Genomic DNA, 18,275 nt, shown 5'->3' on the forward strand with positions numbered 1-18,275 from the left:
TGCTACCCCTGCTTCCAGGGCAATCCGAGCGCGCGCCAACCGTTTCCACCGCGATGCCCGCTGGCGTCGAGCTGGCCCTCGAAACCGTCCAGCACGTTGTAGGCGGGGGTCAGGCCCACCTGGGTCGCCACCTCGGCCGCTCCGATGGAGCGGTTACCCGAGCGACACAGGAAGATGACGGGCCGCTCTTCGTCGGCCGGCGGGACGTGGCTCTTCAGCTCATCGGCGAAGTCCGCGTTGGGGACGCCGTTGGCGGTGACCCACTCGATGTACACCACGTCGCGGCCCAGGCTGGACAGGTCGGGCACGCCGACGAACCGCCATTCGGCATCGGTGCGCACGTCGACCAGCACCGCGTTGGGGTTGTCGCTCAGCAGCTTCCATGCCTCGAGGGGCGTGATGTCTCCTGCGTAACTCATCCGCGTGAGTCTCGCATATTCAGGGCGTTCGCGGCCTCTCGGGCACGGTCGCGGGCCGCCGCCACGTCCGGCGCCGTGGCCAGCGCCACGCCCCGTCCGGCGGCCCCGGCGCCCCGCGCGAAGATGCGCAGATCGCTTTCCGGCACCCGCAGCGCGCGGGTCAGCGCGTCGGCGGCCGACGGCCCGCCGTCGGGGTCGGCATTGATCGCGTGGGCGGCGGCCGGCGACATCATCATGGTGTCCACCGGCAGGCCCAGAATGGTCCGGGCCTGCAGTTCGAACGCCGAAAGCCGCTGGCTGCGCAGGGTCACCCAGACGCTGGGGTGCGGGCGCGCGCTGACGTCGGCGAAGTACACCTCGTCGCCCTTGATCATCAACTCGACGCCGAAGACGCCGCGCCCGCCGAGCGCCTTGACGATTCGCGCGGCGATCGACTTGGCCGCGTCCACCGCGGCCTCGTTCATCTGCTGAGGCTGCCAGGATTCCAGCACGGCGCCGTCGACGTCTCGGTGGCCGATCGGTGAGCAGAACTCGATCAGCGGACCGTTCGGGCCCTCGCTGCGCACCACGAGCAGGGTGACGTCGAAGTCGACCTCGACCACCGTCTCGGCCAGTACCCGCCCGGTCGGACTTCCCTGCGCGCGCTGCCAGGCCGGTTCGATGTCGTCGGGCCCGGAGACCACCGAGTGCCCACGCCCCGACACCGGCTTCACCAGCAGCGGGTAGCCGGCGTGGGCGGCCACCGCCTGCAGTTCGCCGACCGAGCCGGCGAACCAGAACGGCGCGGTCGGCAGGCCTAGCTCGTCGGCGGCCATCCGGCGCAGGGCCTCGCGGTCGGAGGTGAGCCGGACGGTGCGGGCGTTGGGCACCAGCTGGGTGCGCTCCGGGGGCAGCGCCTCGAGAGCTTGGGCGGCGACCGCGTCCGCCGCGGTCACCACGAAGTCCGGGTGGAGCTGTTGGATCGCCCTGGCGAGCTCGCCGCCGTCGGTGAGCGGGAGCGTCAGCGACTGGTCGGCCACGCCGTGTGCGGGCGTATTTGGCTGTCCGTCCGCCGCGACCACCCGCGCGCCCAGATGGCGCAGCGCGACCGCCAGCTCCCGGCTCAGCTCGCCGGAGCCGAGCAGCAGGACCGTCGGCCTGCGGTCTTCGGGCGGTTGGGGGGCAGCGTGGGGCGACACGGCGAGCGCGGTCGTCTTGTCGTCCTGTCCTTGGGTCAAGCCGTCAGTCACCGCTCAAGGATAGGTCGGTTCGGCAAACCCCTAGGGCTGGCCGGGAAGCAGCCGCACCATCAGGCCGTTGGCCTCGGCCAGCACGGCGTCGTCGCCGTCGACCAGCTCCGCGGCGACGAACGCCTTGCGGCCCTCGGTGCTGGTGACGCGCCCGCGCACCAGCAACGGCGTGTCGATGGGCGTGACCTTGCGGTAGTCGACGTGCAGGAAGGCGGTGCGGCTGATCGGGCGCCCGGCGGCGTGCGAGATCATCCCGAACATGTGGTCGAACAGCAGCGGCAGCACGCCGCCGTGGACGGCGTGGTTGCCGCCGACGTGAAACCGGCTGAAGTACCCGGTCATTTCGACGCCGTCGGGCGCGTACCGGGTCAATGTCCAGGGCGGCAGCAGCAGGCTGCCCATGCCGGGCAGGTCGGGCGTGCGCCCGGCCGGCGCCTTGCCCTCCTCGGCCTGGAAGGTGCCCAGCACCTCGACCAGCGCGGCGGCGCGCTCGGCGGCGTCGTCCCAGACGTCGTCACCCGGGTCAGCGGACACCGCGAGGTCCTGGAGTTGGCGCATGGCGGCGACGAACCGGCCGAATCCGGGGCCGGGGCTGGCCGGGCCGTATTCGGGGAAACCGCCGTGGTGTTCGTATTCCGGGTCGAGTTCTTTTGGGTCGGGTTCCGTCACGGGCGGGCCGCCAGGACGTCGCGGCGCACGATGGTCTGCTCGCGCCCGGGGCCGACGCCGATGCACGAAACATGTGCTCCCGCAAGCTCTTCCAGCCGCAACACGTAATCGCGGGCCTTGGCCGGCAGGTCGTCGAACTCCCGCGCGTCCGAGATGTCCTCCCACCAGCCGGGCAGTTCTTCGTAGATCGGTTCGGCGCGGGCGAGGTCGCTCTGGGTCATCGGCATGTCGTTGATGCTCGCCCCGTCGATCCGGTAGCCGACGCACACCGGCACCGTCTCCAGGCTGGACAGCACGTCGAGCTTGGTCAGGAAGAAGTCGGTGATGCCGTTGACGCGGGTGGCGTAACGGGCGATCACGGCGTCGAACCAGCCGCAACGCCGGCGCCGCCCCGTGGTGACACCAAATTCGCCCCCGGTCTTGGACAGGTATTCGCCCTTCTCGTCGAACAGCTCGGTGGGGAACGGGCCGGAGCCGACGCGGGTGGTGTAGGCCTTGAGGATCCCCAGCACGGCGGTGATCCGGGTCGGCCCGATCCCGGAGCCGACGGCCGCGCCGCCCGCGGTCGGATTCGACGACGTCACGTAGGGGTAGGTGCCGTGGTCGACGTCGAGCAGGGTGCCCTGCGAGCCCTCCAGCAGGACCGTCTCGCCCTCCTCGAGCGCGGTGTTGAGCAGCCGCCGCGCGTCGGCGATGCGGTGCCGGAAACCCTCGGCCTGCTGCAGCAGGGCGTCCACCACCTGGTGTGGGTCGAGCGCCTTGCGGTTGTAGATCTTGACCAGGATCTGGTTCTTGAGCTCGAGGGCGGCCTCGACCTTGTGGGTCAGCTGATCGGGGTCGAGCACGTCGGCAACCCGGATGCCCTGGCGGGCGATCTTGTCCTGGTAGCACGGGCCGATGCCGCGGCCGGTGGTGCCGATCTTCTTGTTGCCCATGTAGCGCTCGGTGACCTTGTCGATGGCGACGTGGTAGGGCAGCAGCAGGTGGGCGTCGGCCGAGATCAGCAGCCTGGAGGTGTCGACGCCGCGGTCCTCGAGGCCCTTCAGCTCGTCGAGCAGCACACCGGGGTCGACCACCACGCCGTTGCCGATGACGTTGGTGACCCCGGGCGTCAGCACCCCGGACGGGATCAGGTGCAGGGCGAAATGCTCGCCGGTGGGCAGGACGACGGTGTGCCCGGCGTTGTTGCCGCCCTGATAGCGCACCACCCACTGCACGCGCCCGCCGAGCAGGTCAGTGGCCTTACCTTTGCCCTCGTCGCCCCATTGGGCGCCGATGAGGACGATTGCCGGCATGACGTTGCTCCCACCTGATCGCGCCTGCTTATTGTGGTCCAGCCGGTGACACACCCTATCCCAGCCCTGTCCCAGGAGGTTGCGACCGAGCATGGAAACCGCGGGGGTGTTGGCCTTCGGCGACCGGCGGGTGCCGCGTGCGCTGGCCGGCTTGCCGGTCCATATGGGCGATGTCGACGCCGCGATCGAGCAATACCGACGGCTGGTGGTCGTCGGCGCCGACGCGGACCTGGCCGCGGTGCTGACCCGGTTGCTGCGCGCCGAGCGGCTCGACGTCGAGCTGGCCTACGTGCCGCCCCGGCGCACGCCCGCCACCCGGGCCTACCGGATCCCGGCCGGGCGGCGCGCGGCGCGGCGCGCCCGGCGCGGCTCCGCCCGGCGGGTGACGCTGATCCGTGACGAGACCGGGTCGGTGATCGTCGGCCGCGGGCGCTGGCTGCCTCCCGACGGCGCGCGGGTGCTGCACGGAGAGGCCGTCGTCGACGACACCACGCTGTTCGACGGCGACGTCGTCGGTGCGCGGATCGAGCCGACGCTGGCCATGCCTGGCCTGCGGGCCTCGGTACGCAGGGGCCGCTGGGTGTCTGGCCGCGCCGCCCAGCTGGGCAGTACCGGCGTCACCGTCGTGCGCGACGGGGTCGCGGCGCCGCGGGCGGCGCGCCGATCGACGTTCTACCGCAACGTCGAAGGGTGGCTGCTGGTCACCTAGCAGAGGGTTGACCGGCTGGGCGGCGGCTGAAAACCGCTGGGCCAGATTGTTTTATCGTCGTAGACGATATCGGTGAGGTTCGCGCCGCTCAGGTCGGCGCCCGAGAGATCGGCGCTGCACAGGTTGGCGCTCGAGAGATCAGCATTCGCCATGTGCGCCTCCGCCATGTGCGCCCCGCGCAGGTCCGCTTTGCCGAGTCCAGCGCGCAACATCCACGCGAAACTTAGGCGTGCACCACGGAGTTTGGCCTCAGTGATGAGGGCGTCATCCAGTGTTGCGCCCATCAAATACGCGTTCTCGAGTTTTGTGTGGCCGAAATTCGCCCTTCGCAAATCGGAGGAGTTCATATTTGCGTCGGAATAATCGGCCACCTTTTCTTCAAGAAAGCTGGCCCCCCTTAGGCAAGCGTGTGAAAAATCTACCGATTCGTTCGTGGCGTCGTACTGACGATCGCGCTTGCCCACAAGATAGATCGCCGTTTGAATGTCCTCTTTTGGGCGCCAGCCGGTCGAAGCCGCGTCGGTCGAAGCGGCGGAGGTCGGGAGCGGCGAGGTCACGGCGGCCAGAGGGGTCGGGGCCGGGGAGGTCACGGCCGCCACAGAGGTCGGGGCCGGGGAGCCCCGCACCACGCCAGGCGGATTCGAGTCGGCGCACGCGTCCTTGCCCAGCACGGCGTGACCGCGCACGAAGGATGCGAGGACCTTGTAGACGTTCGCGTGTTCTGATGGCGTGTCCCAGGCGAGCTTGTCCAACGCAAAGATCCCGCCGAGTCGTACATCAACGTTGTCGGATCCCAAGTGCTCGATTGCCTTGGCGAAGCGATCACTTGCCTGCTGGCGCGTGTTGGCCTGCAGCGTCTCTTCTGAGAGGTGAACTGTCTGCTTCGAGACCTGGAACGTTCCATAGGCAACGACGGCCGTAGCAATCGCTACGACAGAGGTAGCGACGGCCCCGACAGTTTTCCAACCCTGCCAATAGAAACCTGTTGCCAATGCCTGAGTGAAGCGTTCGAGACCATTACCGCCACGAGACCCGACGGCAACTCGTCTGGCTGAATGCGGCGTTGCGCCGTGGCTATGCGATGTCATGACGTTGAGCCTCGTGCAAGGCATCGCCTTCCCGCATGAGTAGTCGAGTACGCCAACCGGTCACACTTTTGGCCCGCGGGGTGTCGACGTGGTGAGGAGGCTTTGCGATGACACCTTCCGCGACCGCGCGCCGCAACTGGATCTACTGGACGGCGACCGGCCTGCTCGCCGCCGAGTGTTTTGTGGGCGGGGTGATGGGCGCGCTGCGCCTGCAACCGTTCGCGGGGGTAGTGACGCACCTGGGGTATCCGCTGTACTTCATGACCATCCTCGGCGTCTGCTACGTATCGGCCGGTGTCGTGCTGCTGGCACCGCGCCTGGCCGTGGTCAAGGAGTGGGCGTACGCGGGCCTGATGTCCATCTACGCCGGAGCGACGGCCTCGCATCTCTGGGTCGGCGATCGCGCCACAACGCTGGTCGGTCCGCTGATACTCGTGGGCCTGACCGTCGCCTCCTGGGCGCTGCGGCCGCAACGACGGCGAATACCAAGGTAATTTCGAGCGGGTGAGCTTTCCCGCCCGGCAACACGAATCGGTGCGGCCCAGCCCGCTCTTCCTTGCCCTGGTCGCGTTGACGGCGGCCGGCGGCGTGCTGGCCTGGCTGGCCGGGTCCAGCGTGCGGCCGCTGTCCTACGCCGGGGTGTTCGTCTTCGTGATCGCGGGCTGGCTGGTGTCGCTGTGCCTGCACGAATTCGGGCACGCGGTGACGGCCTGGCGATTCGGCGACCACGACGTCGCGGTGCGCGGGTATCTGACCCTGGACCCGCGGCGCTACAGCCACCCCGCGCTCTCGCTGCTGCTGCCGATCGTGGTCGTCGCGCTGGGCGGGATCGGCCTGCCCGGCGCCGCGGTGTACGTGCGGACGTGGTTCATGACGCCCGCCCGCCGGACCATCGTCAGCCTGGCAGGGCCGGCGGCCAACCTCGTGCTGGCGGTGCTGCTGCTGGTGGTGACGCGGTTGCTGTACGACCCGCACCACGCGGTGCTGTGGGCGGGCGTGGCCTTCCTGGGCTTCCTCCAGCTCACCGCAGTGTTGCTGAACCTGCTGCCGGTCCCCGGCCTGGACGGGTACGACGCCCTCGAGCCGCACCTGAGCCCCGAGACGCAGCGCGCACTGGCCCCGGCCAAGCAGTGGGGCTTTTTCATCCTGCTGTTCCTGCTGTTGGCGGCTAGCCAGTGGTTCTTCGGTGTGGTGCTCTGGCTGTTCGATTTCTCCGGTATCCCGCACTGGCTCGTCGCCGCGGGCAACTCGCTGACCCGATTCTGGAGCGCCTGGCTGTAGCCCTTGAAATATATGCGTTGTTACGCATATATTTCTGGCTATGGGCGCCGGCCACAGCCACACCCCCGCCGAGGGCGACTCGTCGCGGATGATCCCCCGCATGATCGCCGCCGCGGCGATCCTCGCGGTGTTCTTCGTCGTGGAGCTCACGACCTCGCTGCTGATCAACTCGATCGCGCTGCTGGCCGACGCGGGACACATGCTGACCGACGTAGTCGCGGTGTTCATGGGGCTGGCCGCGGTGATGCTGGCCAGGCGTGGCAGCTCGTCGCCCGCGCGCACCTACGGCTGGCATCGCGCCGAGGTGTTCACCGCCGTCGCCAACGCCGGTCTGCTGATCGGGGTGGCCCTGTTCATCCTGTGGGAGGCGGTCCAGCGGCTGAAGGAAACCCCGTCGGTTCCGGGCGTGCCGATGATCGTCGTCGCCCTGTTCGGCCTGCTGGCCAACCTCGTGGTCGCGCTTCTGCTGCGGTCGCATTCGGAGAGCAGCCTGGCCGTCAAGGGCGCCTACATGGAGGTGGTCGCCGACAGCGTCGGCAGCCTGGGCGTGCTGATCGCCGGCATCGTCACCGTGACGACGCGCTGGCTGTACGCCGACGTCGTAGTCGCGGTGCTGGTCGCGCTGTGGGTGGCGCCCCGGGCCATCTCACTGGCCCGCGACGCGCTGCGAATCCTGTCCGAGGCCTCACCGGCCCACATCGACGTCGAGGAGCTGCGCGGCGCGCTCGGTGCCGTCGACGGCGTCACCGAGGTGCACGACCTACACGTGTGGACGCTGTCGCCCGGCAAGGACATGTGCACCGCGCACCTCACCAGCGACGGCGACTCCGCGCGGGTGCTGCAGGACGCGCGCGCGGTGCTGTCCGCGCGCGGGCTGGATCACGCCACCGTGCAGATCGAGCCGCCGGACCGGCACGGCGACTGCGAGGAAGGCTTCTAGAGGCCGAGCGCTTGGCGCGCCGCGGGGTCGCAGTCGTCGAGCAGATCCAGGCAGCGCAGGTTCTCCTCGGTCTCGCCGATGGCGTCGGCGGCCTTGGCCAGCGCCGCCACGCAACGCAGGAAGCCGCGGTTGGGCTCGTGCGCGTACGGCACCGGGCCGAAGCCCTTCCAGCCGTTTCGCCGCAGCTGGTCCAGGCCGCGGTGGTAGCCGGTGCGCGCGTAGGCGTAGGCGGTGACGGCCTTGTGTTCCTCGTTGGACGCGAGCGCTCCTTCCGCGAGCGCGGCCCACGCCACCGACGCAGACGGGTGCGCGGCGGCGACGGCGGCCGGGTTCTCGTTGGCCAGTAGCTCCGCCTCGGCGTCGCTATCGCCCGGCAGCAGAATCGGATCGGGTCCGAGAAGATCTCCCATCGACGTCATGGCGTCTATTTTGCCGTTCCCCCGCGGCGGGTCGCTAAGCTCCCTCTATGCCCAATCCACCCGAACCCGAAGGGGCAGCCGAGGACCAGCCGCTGGTCCCCGTCGACCCCGAGACCGAGACCGTGGTGATCAACAAGGGCGATCAGGACAGCGATGCCGAGGCCGCCGAAGGCCAGCAGCGCGAGCGTCGTTTCACGGCCCCCGGCTTCGACGCCAAGGAGACCCAGGTCATCGCAACGTCGTCCGCGGAGCCCGCCACGGAGGTCATCGCGTCGCCGCCGCCGGGCGAAGCCGCGACGACACAGCTGGGTGTTCCTCCGAAAGTCGCTGTGCCGCAGTCGATTCCGCCGCGACTGGGGGCGAAGCTGCGCACCACCCGGCAGTTCAACTGGGGCTGGGTGCTGGCGCTGGTGGTGGTCGTGCTGGCGCTGGCGGCGATCGCGATCCTGGGCACCGTGCTGCTGACCCGCGGCAAGCACTCGAAAGTCTCTGAGGAAGACCAGGTTCGGCACACCATCCAGCAGTACGACATCGCGGTGCAGCGGGGCGACCTGACCGCGTTGCGCACCGTCACGTGCGGGACCGTCCGCGACGGATACGTGGATTACGACGAGCACGCGTGGCAGGAAACCTATCAGCGGGTCTCGGCGGCCAAGCAGTACCCGGTGATCGCCAGCATCGACCAGGTCGTCGTCAACGGCCAGCACGCCGAGGCGAACATCACCACGTTCATGGCATACGACCCGTCGCTGCGTTCGACGCGCAGCCTCGACCTGCAGTACCGCGACGATCAGTGGAAGATCTGCCAATCCCCCAGCGGCTAATTTCCACTGCGCGAGCAGACGCACAATCGCATATTTTCCCGCGGGAACGTGCGATTCTGCGTCTGCTCGGCGGGGTTAGGCGAGCGACTTCCCGGCGCAGTGCAGGTCGTTGCAGGCCTCCACGACGCGCTCGCTCATGCCGGCCTCGGCCTTCTTGAGGTAGCTGCGCGGGTCGTAGACCTTCTTGACGCCCACCTCGCCGTCGACCTTGAGCACGCCGTCGTAGTTGGCAAACATGTGGCCGGCGATCGGGCGGGTGAACGCGTACTGGGTGTCGGTGTCGACGTTCATCTTCACCACGCCGTAGCGCAGCGCCTCCTCGATCTCCGACTTCAGCGAACCCGAACCGCCGTGGAAGACGAAGTCGAACGGCTTGGCGTCGGCGGCCAGGCCGAGTTTCGCCGCCGCGACCTGCTGGCCCAGCGCCAGCACGTCGGGGCGCAGCTTGACGTTGCCGGGCTTGTAGACGCCGTGCACGTTGCCGAACGTCGCGGCCAGCAGGTACTTGCCGTGCTCGCCGTGGCCCAGCGCGTCGACCGTCCGCTCGAAATCCTCCGGAGTGGAGTAGAGCTTGTCGTTGATCTCGTGGGCGACGCCGTCCTCCTCGCCGCCCACCACGCCGATCTCCACCTCGAGGATGATCTTGGCGGCCGCGGCCTCCTTGAGCAGTTCCTGCGCGATGGCGAGGTTCTCCTCGACCGGCACCGCCGACCCGTCCCACATGTGGGACTGGAACAGCGGGTCCTGGCCGGCAGCCACCCGCTCGGCCGAGATCGCCAGCAGCGGGCGCACGTAGCTGTCCAACTTGTCCTTGGGGCAGTGGTCAGTGTGCAGCGCGACGTTGATCGGGTATCTGGCCGCGATGCTGCGGGTGAATTCGGCCAGCGCGACGGCGCCGGCCACCATGTCCTTGACCCCCAGGCCGGAGGCGAACTCCGCACCGCCCGTTGAGAACTGGATGATGCCGTCGCTGCCGGCGTCCGCGAAGCCCTTGATCGCGGCGTTGACGGTCTCCGACGAGGTGCAGTTGATGGCCGGGAAGGCGTAGGAGTTCTCCTTGGCGCGTCCGAGCATCTCGGCGTACACCTCGGGCGTGGCGATGGGCATGGGCTCCTCCTGGCGGCTGGGTCCGTCCAGTATCGCAAGACCGGTATGTTGAAGCATCGTGAGCACCGTGGTGACGGCCCTGCCGAACATCCTCGACCCGATGTACTGGCTGGGCGCCAACGGCGTCTTCGGGAAAGCGGTGCTGCCCGGGATCCTGGTCATCGTCTTCATCGAGACCGGCCTGCTGTTTCCGCTGCTGCCGGGCGAATCGCTGTTGTTCACCGGCGGGCTGCTGACCGCGCACCCGAACCCACCGACGAGCATCTGGGTGCTGGCGCCGTCCGTCGCGCTGGTCGCGATACTGGGCGACCAATGCGGATACTTCATCGGGCGCCGGATCGGGCCGGCGCTGTTCAAGAAGGAAGACTCCCGGTTCTTCAAGAAGCACTACGTGACGGAGTCACACGCGTTCTTCGCGAAGTACGGGCCCTGGGCCGTCATCCTCGCCCGCTTCGCGCCGTTCGTGCGCACGTTCGTCCCGGTGATCGCCGGGGTGTCGTACATGCGCTACCCGGTGTACCTCGGGTTCGACATCGTCGGCGGCATCGCGTGGGGCGGCGGCGTGACCCTGGCGGGCTACTTCCTGGGCACCGTGCCGTTCGTGCACCAGAACCTGGAAAAGATCATCCTGGGCATCCTGTTCGTGTCGCTGATCCCCGCGTTCGTCGCCGCCTGGCGCGGCTACCGGGGCCGGCGGCGCGGGACTGCCGCGACGGACGACGACTCAGGACACCCGACTTCTGCGGTACGCAACGAAAGCCTCTAGCAGTTCGGGCCTGTCGATCGAGCTCTGCTGCACGGCCTGGTCCGGCACGGTCCCGAGCAGGATCCGCTTGATCGGGATCTCCAGCCGCTTGCCGGTCAGCGTCCGCGGAATACCCGGCACGTCCAGGATGTCGTCGGGCACGTGGCGCGGCGAAGCGTGCTGACGGATCTCCGCGACGATCTTCGAGCGCAGCCCCTCGTCGAGCTCCACACCGTCGGCCAGGGCCACGAACAACGGCATCCAGTAGCCGCCGTCGTCCTGCTCGACGCCGACCACCAGGCAGTCCTGCACCTCGGGCATGCGCTCGACCGCCGTGTAGATCTCGGCGCTGCCCATCCGCACGCCCATCCGATTCAGGGTGGCGTCCGAACGGCCATGCACCACAACGGATCCCCGTTCGCTGATAGTGATCCAGTCGCCGTGGCACCACACCCCCGGGTACTTGTCGAAGTAGGCGGCGCGGTACCGGCTGCCGTCCTCGTCGTTCCAGAAGAACACCGGCATCGAGGGCATCGGCTTGGTCACCACCAGCTCGCCCTCTTCCCCGATGACGGGGTTTCCCTGGCCATTCCACGCCTCGATGGCCGCGCCCAGGCACAGCGACGACAGCTCGCCCGCCTTGACCGGCACGATCGGGCAACCGCCGATGAAGGCGGTGCAGACGTCGGTGCCGCCGCTCATCGAGACCACCGGGACGGGCCGGCCGAGCCCCTCCTGCACCCAGCGGAAGCCGGACGCGGGCAACGGGGAACCGGTGGATCCCACCGCGCGCACGGCGTCCAGCGAATGCGCCTCGCCCGGCCGCAATTCCTGCTTGGCGCAAGCCAATAGATAGCCCGCGCCCGCGCCGAGGAACGTGACGCCGGCGTCGGCGGCGACCTTCCACAGCCCGTCGGTGCCGGGATGCGTCGGGCTGCCGTCGTAGAGCACGATCGTCGTGTCGACCAGCAGCCCCGACACCAGGAAGTTCCACATCATCCAGCTGGTCGACGAGTACCACAGGAAGCGGTCGTCCGGGTGCAGATCCAGTTGCAGGGTCAGGTATTTCAGGTGTTCGAGCACCACGCCGCCGTGGCCGTGCACGATGCCCTTCGGCTTGCCCGTCGTTCCCGACGAAAACATCACCCACAGCGGGTGGGCGAACGGGACCGGCGTGATGTCCAGGGGCGCATCCGCTTCGACCGCCGTGGCCCACGGCACGGCGCCGTCGTCGATCGACAGCCCGAGGCGCGGCACCACCACGGTGGCCCGCAGCGTCGGCATCGCGGCGCGGATCGTGGCCAGCTCGACGCGCCGGTCGATGCGCTTGCCGCCGTACACCGACCCGTCGGTGGCCACCAGCACGGCGGGCTCGACCTGGCCCAGCCGGGCGATCACGCCGTCGACGGCCACGTCCTGGTTGCACACCGCCCAGATCGCGCCGACGCTGGCGGCGGCCAGGGCGGCGACGACGGCCTCGGCGACATTGGGCAGGTAGCCGACGACGGCGTCGCCGGGCCCGACGCCGAGGTTGCGCAGGTAGGCGGCGAACGCCGCCGTCTCGCGCTGCAGCCGCGCCCACGGCCACTCGGTCGAGCCGTCCTCGCCGACGACGATCATGGCCGGGCGCGCGTCGGTGGCGTGCCGGAACACCTCGGTGGCGTAGTTGATCGTGGCGCCGGGAAACCACTCGGCGCCCGGCATGGACCGGTTGCCCAGCACCGCGGTCGGGGGGCTGTCCGCCTGGATGTCGAAGAAGTTCCAGACGGCGTCCCAGAACCAGTCGATGTCGTCGACCGACTTGCGCAGGAGCTCGGGGTAATCGTCGTATTCGCCGCGCCCGGTCTCGGCGAGCCAGGCCATGAAGCGGGTCAGGTTGGCGTCGGCAAGCGTTGCCTCGTCCGGGATCCAGTCGCCGTTGAGTTTGCTCATCTCGCGCTCACGGCGGTGACGTTACCTGCGGCCTCCATCAGCATCCAGCCCGATAGCTGAACCGACAGATCGCGCTCGGCGATCTCCGAGGAGTTGACCGCGCCCGCGACGAACTCCGCGTCCTGGCCGGCCTCGGACCGTTGGGGCGGCAGCTCGGCGTCGCGGTCCCAGAACGGGCCGAACAGCGGCAGCCCGTCCACGGTTTGCCGGTAGTCCCAGGCCGATTTCGCCGACGACAGCACGATGGTGCGCGCGGCGTCGCGGGCCATCGCGTCGTCGGCCGAGTCGCCGGGCAGCGTGGTGGCGACCAGCGCGAGGTAGCGGGCGGTGATGCCGGCGAACAGGCCGCCGTCGCCGCCGCCGGCGCCCCGCAGCACGCCGGACGGCGCCATGTGCTCGCCGACCGCCGCGACCAGTCGATGCACCCGCGCCTGATGGCGGGCGCGGGCCTCGGCGCCGGTGCGCGCGGCGAGTTCCGTCTCCAGCCCCAGCACCACGCCCTGGCAGTAGGTGTACTGGGCGCGGACCAGCGAACCGTCCTTGATGCCGTCGAACACCAGGTGCGTCTCGGGGTCGATCAGCGTGCGGTCGATCCAGTCGCTGATCTGGTCGGCCCGCTGCAGGTGGTCGCCATAGCGGGCGAGGAAGATGCCGGCCGGGCCGTTGGCCGGGGCGTTGAAGAACTTGTCCTGCTTGCGCCACGGGATGCCGCCGCCGTCGTCGGGCGCCCAGGCCCCGACGAACTGGTCGGCCAGCTTCGGCAGGGCGCGGCGGCGCGTGACGCCGGCGATCCGGGCGGCGCGTTCCAGCGCCAGCGCCAGCCAGGCCATGTCGTCGTAGTAGCTGTTGGTCCAGCGGAGGTTGTTGCGCAACCGGTGCGAGCGGACCTGCCGCTCGATCATGGTGCGCCGGTGCGGTTGCGGGTCGCGCAACTGCGCGTCGACCAGGCAGTCCAGCAGGTGCGCCTGCCACCAGTAGTGCCAGGTGCCGAACAGCCGGTCTTTGCGGGCCGCCGGCCAGGCCACCACCCCCAGCTGCGTCGCCGGCAGCGCCCACAACCGCTTCAGGTGACGTTGCGCGACAGCCGCTTCGGAGCTGGCCGCCCGGTTGGCCCAGAGCTGATCCATACCTGTCGATCCTGCCCTAGGGCCGCGGCGGAGGATGCTGGAGTCCATGCGAAGACTGACTGTTAACGGGCGGCGCCACGAGGTCGACGCCGACGACGACACACCGCTGCTGTACGTGTTGCGCAACCACCTGGGTTTGAAGGGGACGCGGTTCGGTTGCGGGGTCGGCCTGTGCGGCGCCTGCTTTGTCCTGGCCGACGGCCGCCCCATCTACTCGTGCGACACCCCGCTGTGGTCGGTGGGCGACAAGTCGATCCGCACCGTGGAGGGGCTCGGCTACGACGGCGAACCGCACCCGGTTTCGCGCGCTTTGATCGCGCGGCAGGCGGCGCAGTGCGGGTATTGCATGTCGGGCATCGTGGTGGCGGCCGCGGCGCTGCTGGCCGACAACCCCGAGCCGACGGAGGCCGAGGTGCGCGCGGCGCTGGACCCCAACCTGTGCCGCTGCGGCTCGCACAACCGGGTGGTGGCGGCGGTGCTGAGCGCGGCGGCCGAGATGCGGGGGTCGGTGGATGCCTGACCTGCCGGAGTCGCTGGCGGCTAATCCCGTTCTGGGCGAATGGGTTCGGATCGGGCCGGACGGCGTCGTCGAGGTGCGCTCCGGCAAGGTCGAGCTGGGCCAGGGCGTGTTGACCGCGCTGGCGCAGATCGCCGCCGAGGAGCTCGACGTCGACATCGCCCGCGTGCGGATGACCGCCGCGGCGACCGATCGCAGCCCCGACGAGGGCTTCACCGCCGGCAGCCGCTCGATCCAGCAGTCGGGCGCGGCGCTGCGCCAGGCGTGCGCCGAGGCGCGGGCGATCTACCTCGACGTCGCGGCGGCAAAGCTCGCCGTGGCGCCCGACGAGCTGGACGTCGACGACGGCGAGATCACCGGCCCCGAAGGGGCGTCCACCAGCTACTGGGAGCTCGCCGACGACTCGCTGCTGGATCGCGCGGCCACCGGCGCGGCGACACCCAAGCCGGAGTCGGCGTACGCGGTCGTCGGCACCGACGTCGCGCGGCTGGACCTCCCCGACAAGCTGACCGGGCGCCCGCGCTACCTGCACGACCTCGTTTTGGACGGGCAGCTCTACGGCCGCGTGGTTCGCCCGCCGTCGCGCGGGGCGCGGCTGCGTGATCTCGACGCCGGCCCCACCCTGGCGCTGCTGGGCGTGATCACCGTCGTGCGAGACGGCGAGTTCCTTGGCGTGGTGGCCGAGCGCGAGGAGGTCGCGGTGCGCGCCGCCGAACGGCTGCGCGGCGATGCGGAGTGGGACGAGCGCCCGACGCTGCCCGACGAGGACGACCTGCCGTCGTTCCTGCTGGCTGCGGCGGCCGAGACGTCGGTGTTGGCGGCCAAAGAGGCTGCTTCGCATTATGATTCCGCGCGGTCGCACTCGGCGCGCTATCACCGGCCGTACCTGGCCCATGGGTCAATCGGTCCGTCGGCCGCGGCGGCGCTCGCCTACCCGGACGGTCGCCTGGAGGTCTGGTCGCACACCCAGGGCGTGCACGTGCTGCGGCGGGAATTGGCCGCCGCGCTCGGCCTCTCGGTCGATCGGGTGGTGGTGCGCCACGTCGAGGGAGCCGGGTGCTACGGGCACAACGGCGCCGACGACGCGGCCATGGACGCCGCCCTGCTGGCCCGAGCCGTCCCCGGACGCCCCGTGCACCTGGTCTGGTCGCGCGCCGACGAATTGGCCTGGGCGCCTTTCGGTCCCGCGGCCGTCGTGGAGATCGCCGCCGAGTGCGGCGACGACGGCGGGGTGGTCGACTGGCGCCACGAGATCTGGAGCGGCAGCTACATGGGCCGCCCGGGCACGACGCCGACGTCGGCGTTGCTGGCGGCCAGCGAACGCGCCGGCGGCGAGCCGATCCGGGCCGGCGGGGAGCCGCCGGTCGAGTGGGGCGGCGGCACCGGCCGCAATTCGGTTCCGGGGTACGACTTTCCGTCCTACCGGGTGATCAACCACCTGTCGACCGAGATGCCGCTGCGGACCTCGGCGCTGCGTTCGCTGGGCGCCTTCGTCAATGTCTTTGCCGCGGAGTCGTTCATGGACGAGCTGGCCGCGGCCGCGGGCCGCGATCCCGTCGAGTTCCGGTTGGCGCACCTGTCGGACCCGCGCGGGCGGGCGGTGCTGCGGGCGGCGGCGGCGCGGGCCGGGTGGGACGAGTGGACGCCGCGGGACGCGCTCGGCCGCGGCATCGGCTATGCGCGATACAAGAATTCGGCCGCGTACTGCGCGGTGGTGGCCGAGGTCGAGGCGGTCGAGGAAGTCCGGGTGCGCCGGCTGGTCATCGCGGTGGACGCCGGCCTGATCATCAATCCCGACGGCGCAGCCAATCAAATCGAGGGCGGCGCAATCCAAGCCGCCAGCTGGACGCTCAAGGAACGGGTGCGCTTCGACGAATTCAACGTCACCAGCGACACCTGGGAGACCTACCCCATCCTGCGGTTCTCCGAGGTGCCCCCGGTCGACGTGGAATTGCTTGCCGGACAGGGCAACCCACCGCTGGGGATCGGCGAGTGCGCCCAGGGCCCGACGGCCGCGGCGATCGCCAACGCGGTGTACGACGCGCTCGGCGTTCGGGTGCGCTCGCTACCGTTGACCGCCGAGCAGCTCATCGCCGCGATGCCGGATTAGCCAGGGCCAGCAGGAATTCGCGCAGACCCGTCAGCGAGTGCGCCGGCAGGAACAGGTCGCAGTAGGGTAGGGCCGCGGCCATCGAACCGGCCAGCGGCTGGAAATCGCCTTGCGCCGCACGGGGATTGAGCCACACCAGCATCGCGGCGCGGCGGCGCAACCGGGCCATCGCGCGGGCGAGCACGTCGGGCGGGTCGGCGTCCCAGCCGTCGGAGGCGATGATCACCACCGCGCCGCGCAGCGCGTTGCCGTGCGGCGCGGCGAGCAGGGCACCGAGGCTGCGACCGATGAACGTCCCGCCGTAGCGGTCGGTGACCTTCGCGTTGGCCTTCTGCAGCGCCACCTCGGCCGAGCGGTGCGACAGCACCGGCGTGAGCCGGGTCAGCGACGTCGAGAACGCGAACACCTCGGGGCGGATGCGCGCCTGGCGCAGCGCGGCGGCACGCATCAGGTGCAGATAGACCGCGGCGTATGGCTGCATCGAGCGGCTCACGTCACAGGCCAGGACCACCCGACGGGGCCTCCGGCGGGGCCGCGTTCGCGCCAGGATCACGGACTCCCAGCCGGTGGCGCGCGACGCGTTCATGGTGGCCCGCAGGTCGATCCGCTTACCGCCCGCGCTGGGCTCGAAGCGCATGCTGCGGCCCCGCGGCCAGCGCGAGACCGTCGCCTCCAGCCAGGAGCCGAGCAGGCGAAGGTCTTGCGCGTCAAAGCGATCGAACGGTTCGTCGGCGCGCGCGGAGATGCGGCTGGGCAGCGGATCCGGGAGCACGACGCTCGTCGGGGTTGCGTCCCGATCGGCGGTGGCGCGGGTGGCCCAGGGCAGCTGGTGCGCGCCGGCCTGCGACGGACCGCCGGCGGGTCGAACCGTGCCGGCCGCGGGTGTCTTGGGGCCGGGCAGGGGCAGGACGGGCTCGGTTGTGCCATCGGGGCGCGCGGCGCCGACCGCCCCGAAGACCGACGCGAACACGGCGTCGAAGGCCACCAGGTCTTCCATCCGGTTCACCAGCGTCAGCCTGGCCGCCCAATAGAGCGCCGACGTGGTGTCCGGCACCAATCGCCGCAGCGCTTGCACGAAGTCGGCCGGGCCGTTGGCCGACACCAGCACCCCCGCGCCGCGCAGGCGCGCTACCAGGGCCGCCGCGAACGCGGCCAGGTCGACGCCGCGCAACAGCAGTGGGGTGGGCACGATGCGCTAGCGCCTCCGGCCGAGCAGCCAACCCAGCACCAGCGCGGCGAGCACGGCCAGCGCCACGGGCGCGTATTTCTTGAGCTGGTCGCCGCCGGCGAGCTCGAGCAGGTCGATGGGCTCGGGCTCGGGTGCGGGGGGCTGGCGCGTTCCCGGGACCGGGTTCGCCGGCCAGGCCGGAATCGGCTCCTCCGATGCCGCGTCGGGCGCGGGCGCGCCGGTGTTCTTGGCGGCCAGCTCGGCCTCCAGCGATTCCACGAACTGGCCCAGCAGCTTCTCCGAAACCTGCTGCAGCATGCCGCTGCCGAACTGGGCCAGCTTGCCGACGATCTTGAGATCGGTGTCGACGGTGACGCTGGTGCGGTCCCCGTCCTCGTGCAACTGGGCGGTGACCGTGGCGGCGGCGTTGCCGGTGCCCCGCGCCTCCTTGCCCTTGCCGTCGATGACCGCGCGGTGCTGTTCGCGGTCCAGCTCGACGAAGCGCACCTTGCCGCTGAACTCGCTGGTGACCGGGCCGACCTTGACCTTGACCTTGCCCAGGTAGTCGTCGCCCTCGTGGCCGGTGAGCTGCGCGCCGGGCATCAGCGGGATCACCTGTTCCAGGTCGCACAGCACGTCCCAGGCCTGCTCGATGGGTGCGCTGACGGTGAACTGGTTGGCGATCTTCATGCTGTG

At 70.2% G+C, this 18,275-nt stretch carries 19 protein-coding genes; 8 read left to right on the forward strand and 11 right to left on the reverse strand.

The features are described 5' to 3' along the window. Nucleotides 1-2 precede the first annotated feature (2 nt). From A5712_RS03645 to A5712_RS03660, 4 genes are read right to left on the reverse strand one after another with little or no spacing between them, the layout of a single operon-like run. Nucleotides 3-419, reverse strand: coding sequence for a rhodanese-like domain-containing protein (locus A5712_RS03645; RefSeq protein WP_068101423.1), 417 nt, complete (start codon nt 417-419; stop codon nt 3-5). Next, the gene (gene purT, locus A5712_RS03650; RefSeq protein ID WP_068101426.1) at nt 416-1,648 is read right to left on the reverse strand and encodes a formate-dependent phosphoribosylglycinamide formyltransferase; all 1,233 of its coding nucleotides are present in this window, start codon (nt 1,646-1,648) and stop codon (nt 416-418) included. The genes A5712_RS03645 and purT overlap by 4 nt, the downstream gene beginning before the upstream one ends. Nucleotides 1,649-1,678: 30 nt before the next feature. Beyond that, nucleotides 1,679-2,317 (reverse strand): PaaI family thioesterase, encoded by a 639-nt coding sequence (locus tag A5712_RS03655; protein WP_068101432.1) that lies wholly within the window; start codon nt 2,315-2,317, stop codon nt 1,679-1,681. After that, nucleotides 2,314-3,612 carry an adenylosuccinate synthase gene (locus A5712_RS03660; RefSeq protein ID WP_068101436.1) on the reverse strand — a complete coding sequence of 433 codons (1,299 nt, stop codon included), beginning with the start codon at nt 3,610-3,612 and terminating at the stop codon, nt 2,314-2,316. The genes A5712_RS03655 and A5712_RS03660 overlap by 4 nt, the downstream gene beginning before the upstream one ends. Nucleotides 3,613-3,703: 91 nt before the next feature. On the opposite strand from A5712_RS03660, the gene A5712_RS03665 reads away from it, so the two are divergent. Next, entirely contained in the window at nt 3,704-4,321 is a 618-nt protein-coding gene (locus A5712_RS03665) for a peptidase M50 (protein WP_068101439.1), read from the forward strand. Here A5712_RS03665 and A5712_RS03670 read toward each other — a convergent pair. Further along, a complete protein-coding gene (locus A5712_RS03670) occupies nt 4,318-5,409 on the reverse strand; it encodes a pentapeptide repeat-containing protein (protein WP_156766400.1) in 1,092 nt (363 codons plus the stop codon). The genes A5712_RS03665 and A5712_RS03670 overlap by 4 nt on opposite strands. 107 nt (nt 5,410-5,516) lie before the next feature. Between A5712_RS03670 and A5712_RS03675 the strand changes: the two genes are divergently transcribed. Genes A5712_RS03675 through A5712_RS03685 form a run of 3 tightly spaced genes read left to right on the forward strand, consistent with a single transcriptional unit; the run spans nt 5,517 to nt 7,630 of the window. Then, nucleotides 5,517-5,903 (forward strand): DoxX family protein, encoded by a 387-nt coding sequence (locus A5712_RS03675; RefSeq protein WP_068101447.1) that lies wholly within the window; start codon nt 5,517-5,519, stop codon nt 5,901-5,903. A gap of 10 nt (nt 5,904-5,913) precedes the next feature. After that, nucleotides 5,914-6,690 carry a site-2 protease family protein gene (locus A5712_RS03680; protein ID WP_068101449.1) on the forward strand — a complete coding sequence of 259 codons (777 nt, stop codon included), beginning with the start codon at nt 5,914-5,916 and terminating at the stop codon, nt 6,688-6,690. 40 nt (nt 6,691-6,730) lie between these two features. Further along, nucleotides 6,731-7,630 (forward strand): cation diffusion facilitator family transporter, encoded by a 900-nt coding sequence (locus tag A5712_RS03685; RefSeq protein ID WP_068101451.1) that lies wholly within the window; start codon nt 6,731-6,733, stop codon nt 7,628-7,630. On the opposite strand, the gene A5712_RS03690 is transcribed toward A5712_RS03685, so the two are convergent. Beyond that, nucleotides 7,627-8,049: a DUF3151 domain-containing protein gene (locus A5712_RS03690; protein WP_068101453.1), complete on the reverse strand. Its 423-nt coding sequence runs from the start codon at nt 8,047-8,049 to the stop codon at nt 7,627-7,629. The genes A5712_RS03685 and A5712_RS03690 overlap by 4 nt on opposite strands. Before the next feature lie 47 nt (nt 8,050-8,096). On the opposite strand from A5712_RS03690, the gene A5712_RS03695 reads away from it, so the two are divergent. Then, the gene (locus tag A5712_RS03695) at nt 8,097-8,873 is read left to right on the forward strand and encodes a hypothetical protein (protein ID WP_068101456.1); all 777 of its coding nucleotides are present in this window, start codon (nt 8,097-8,099) and stop codon (nt 8,871-8,873) included. A 75-nt stretch (nt 8,874-8,948) separates the two neighbouring features. Here A5712_RS03695 and fbaA read toward each other — a convergent pair whose 3' ends face one another. After that, nucleotides 8,949-9,980: a class II fructose-bisphosphate aldolase gene (fbaA, locus tag A5712_RS03700; RefSeq protein ID WP_068101518.1), complete on the reverse strand. Its 1,032-nt coding sequence runs from the start codon at nt 9,978-9,980 to the stop codon at nt 8,949-8,951. 58 nt (nt 9,981-10,038) lie between these two features. Here fbaA and A5712_RS03705 point away from each other — a divergent pair, with 58 nt between their 5' ends. After that, a complete protein-coding gene (locus A5712_RS03705; protein WP_068101458.1) occupies nt 10,039-10,746 on the forward strand; it encodes a DedA family protein in 708 nt (235 codons plus the stop codon). Here A5712_RS03705 and A5712_RS03710 read toward each other — a convergent pair. Next, the gene (locus A5712_RS03710) at nt 10,705-12,657 is read right to left on the reverse strand and encodes an acetoacetate--CoA ligase (protein WP_068101462.1); all 1,953 of its coding nucleotides are present in this window, start codon (nt 12,655-12,657) and stop codon (nt 10,705-10,707) included. The genes A5712_RS03705 and A5712_RS03710 overlap by 42 nt on opposite strands. Beyond that, on the reverse strand, nt 12,654-13,784 hold the full coding sequence (locus tag A5712_RS03715; RefSeq protein ID WP_068101465.1) for a glycoside hydrolase family 76 protein: 1,131 nt from the start codon (nt 13,782-13,784) through the stop codon (nt 12,654-12,656). Before A5712_RS03715 ends, A5712_RS03710 begins: the two co-directional genes overlap by 4 nt. 46 nt (nt 13,785-13,830) lie before the next feature. On the opposite strand from A5712_RS03715, the gene A5712_RS03720 reads away from it, so the two are divergent. After that, nucleotides 13,831-14,304 (forward strand): (2Fe-2S)-binding protein, encoded by a 474-nt coding sequence (locus tag A5712_RS03720; protein WP_068101521.1) that lies wholly within the window; start codon nt 13,831-13,833, stop codon nt 14,302-14,304. Continuing rightward, the gene (locus A5712_RS03725) at nt 14,297-16,411 is read left to right on the forward strand and encodes a molybdopterin cofactor-binding domain-containing protein (RefSeq protein ID WP_068101468.1); all 2,115 of its coding nucleotides are present in this window, start codon (nt 14,297-14,299) and stop codon (nt 16,409-16,411) included. The genes A5712_RS03720 and A5712_RS03725 overlap by 8 nt, the downstream gene beginning before the upstream one ends. On the opposite strand, the gene A5712_RS03730 is transcribed toward A5712_RS03725, so the two are convergent. Both A5712_RS03730 and A5712_RS03735 read right to left on the reverse strand, forming a co-directional pair. Beyond that, complete coding sequence (locus A5712_RS03730; protein ID WP_068101471.1) at nt 16,389-17,600, reverse strand: VWA domain-containing protein; 1,212 nt, start codon at nt 17,598-17,600, stop codon at nt 16,389-16,391. The genes A5712_RS03725 and A5712_RS03730 overlap by 23 nt on opposite strands. Before the next feature lie 6 nt (nt 17,601-17,606). Next, complete coding sequence (locus A5712_RS03735) at nt 17,607-18,269, reverse strand: SRPBCC family protein (protein WP_068101474.1); 663 nt, start codon at nt 18,267-18,269, stop codon at nt 17,607-17,609. Nucleotides 18,270-18,275 lie beyond the last annotated feature (6 nt).

The sequence above is a fragment of the Mycobacterium sp. E2327 genome (assembly GCF_001672675.1).
GTDB lineage: Bacteria > Actinomycetota > Actinomycetes > Mycobacteriales > Mycobacteriaceae > Mycobacterium.

What these genes read in the sequence shown, in the direction of transcription:
- A5712_RS03735 (WP_068101474.1), bottom strand. Translation starts at nt 18,269, where the DNA reads ATGAAGATCGCCAACCAGTTCACCGTCAGCGCACCCATCGAGCAGGCC.
- A5712_RS03665 (WP_068101439.1), top strand. Translation starts at nt 3,704, where the DNA reads ATGGAAACCGCGGGGGTGTTGGCCTTCGGCGACCGGCGGGTGCCGCGT.
- fbaA (WP_068101518.1), bottom strand. Translation starts at nt 9,980, where the DNA reads ATGCCCATCGCCACGCCCGAGGTGTACGCCGAGATGCTCGGACGCGCC.
- A5712_RS03715 (WP_068101465.1), bottom strand. Translation starts at nt 13,784, where the DNA reads ATGGATCAGCTCTGGGCCAACCGGGCGGCCAGCTCCGAAGCGGCTGTC.
- A5712_RS03660 (WP_068101436.1), bottom strand. Translation starts at nt 3,612, where the DNA reads ATGCCGGCAATCGTCCTCATCGGCGCCCAATGGGGCGACGAGGGCAAA.
- A5712_RS03695 (WP_068101456.1), top strand. Translation starts at nt 8,097, where the DNA reads ATGCCCAATCCACCCGAACCCGAAGGGGCAGCCGAGGACCAGCCGCTG.
- A5712_RS03710 (WP_068101462.1), bottom strand. Translation starts at nt 12,657, where the DNA reads ATGAGCAAACTCAACGGCGACTGGATCCCGGACGAGGCAACGCTTGCC.
- A5712_RS03670 (WP_156766400.1), bottom strand. Translation starts at nt 5,409, where the DNA reads ATGACATCGCATAGCCACGGCGCAACGCCGCATTCAGCCAGACGAGTT.
- A5712_RS03725 (WP_068101468.1), top strand. Translation starts at nt 14,297, where the DNA reads ATGCCTGACCTGCCGGAGTCGCTGGCGGCTAATCCCGTTCTGGGCGAA.
- A5712_RS03720 (WP_068101521.1), top strand. Translation starts at nt 13,831, where the DNA reads ATGCGAAGACTGACTGTTAACGGGCGGCGCCACGAGGTCGACGCCGAC.
- A5712_RS03690 (WP_068101453.1), bottom strand. Translation starts at nt 8,049, where the DNA reads ATGACGTCGATGGGAGATCTTCTCGGACCCGATCCGATTCTGCTGCCG.
- A5712_RS03685 (WP_068101451.1), top strand. Translation starts at nt 6,731, where the DNA reads ATGGGCGCCGGCCACAGCCACACCCCCGCCGAGGGCGACTCGTCGCGG.
- A5712_RS03645 (WP_068101423.1), bottom strand. Translation starts at nt 419, where the DNA reads ATGAGTTACGCAGGAGACATCACGCCCCTCGAGGCATGGAAGCTGCTG.
- A5712_RS03675 (WP_068101447.1), top strand. Translation starts at nt 5,517, where the DNA reads ATGACACCTTCCGCGACCGCGCGCCGCAACTGGATCTACTGGACGGCG.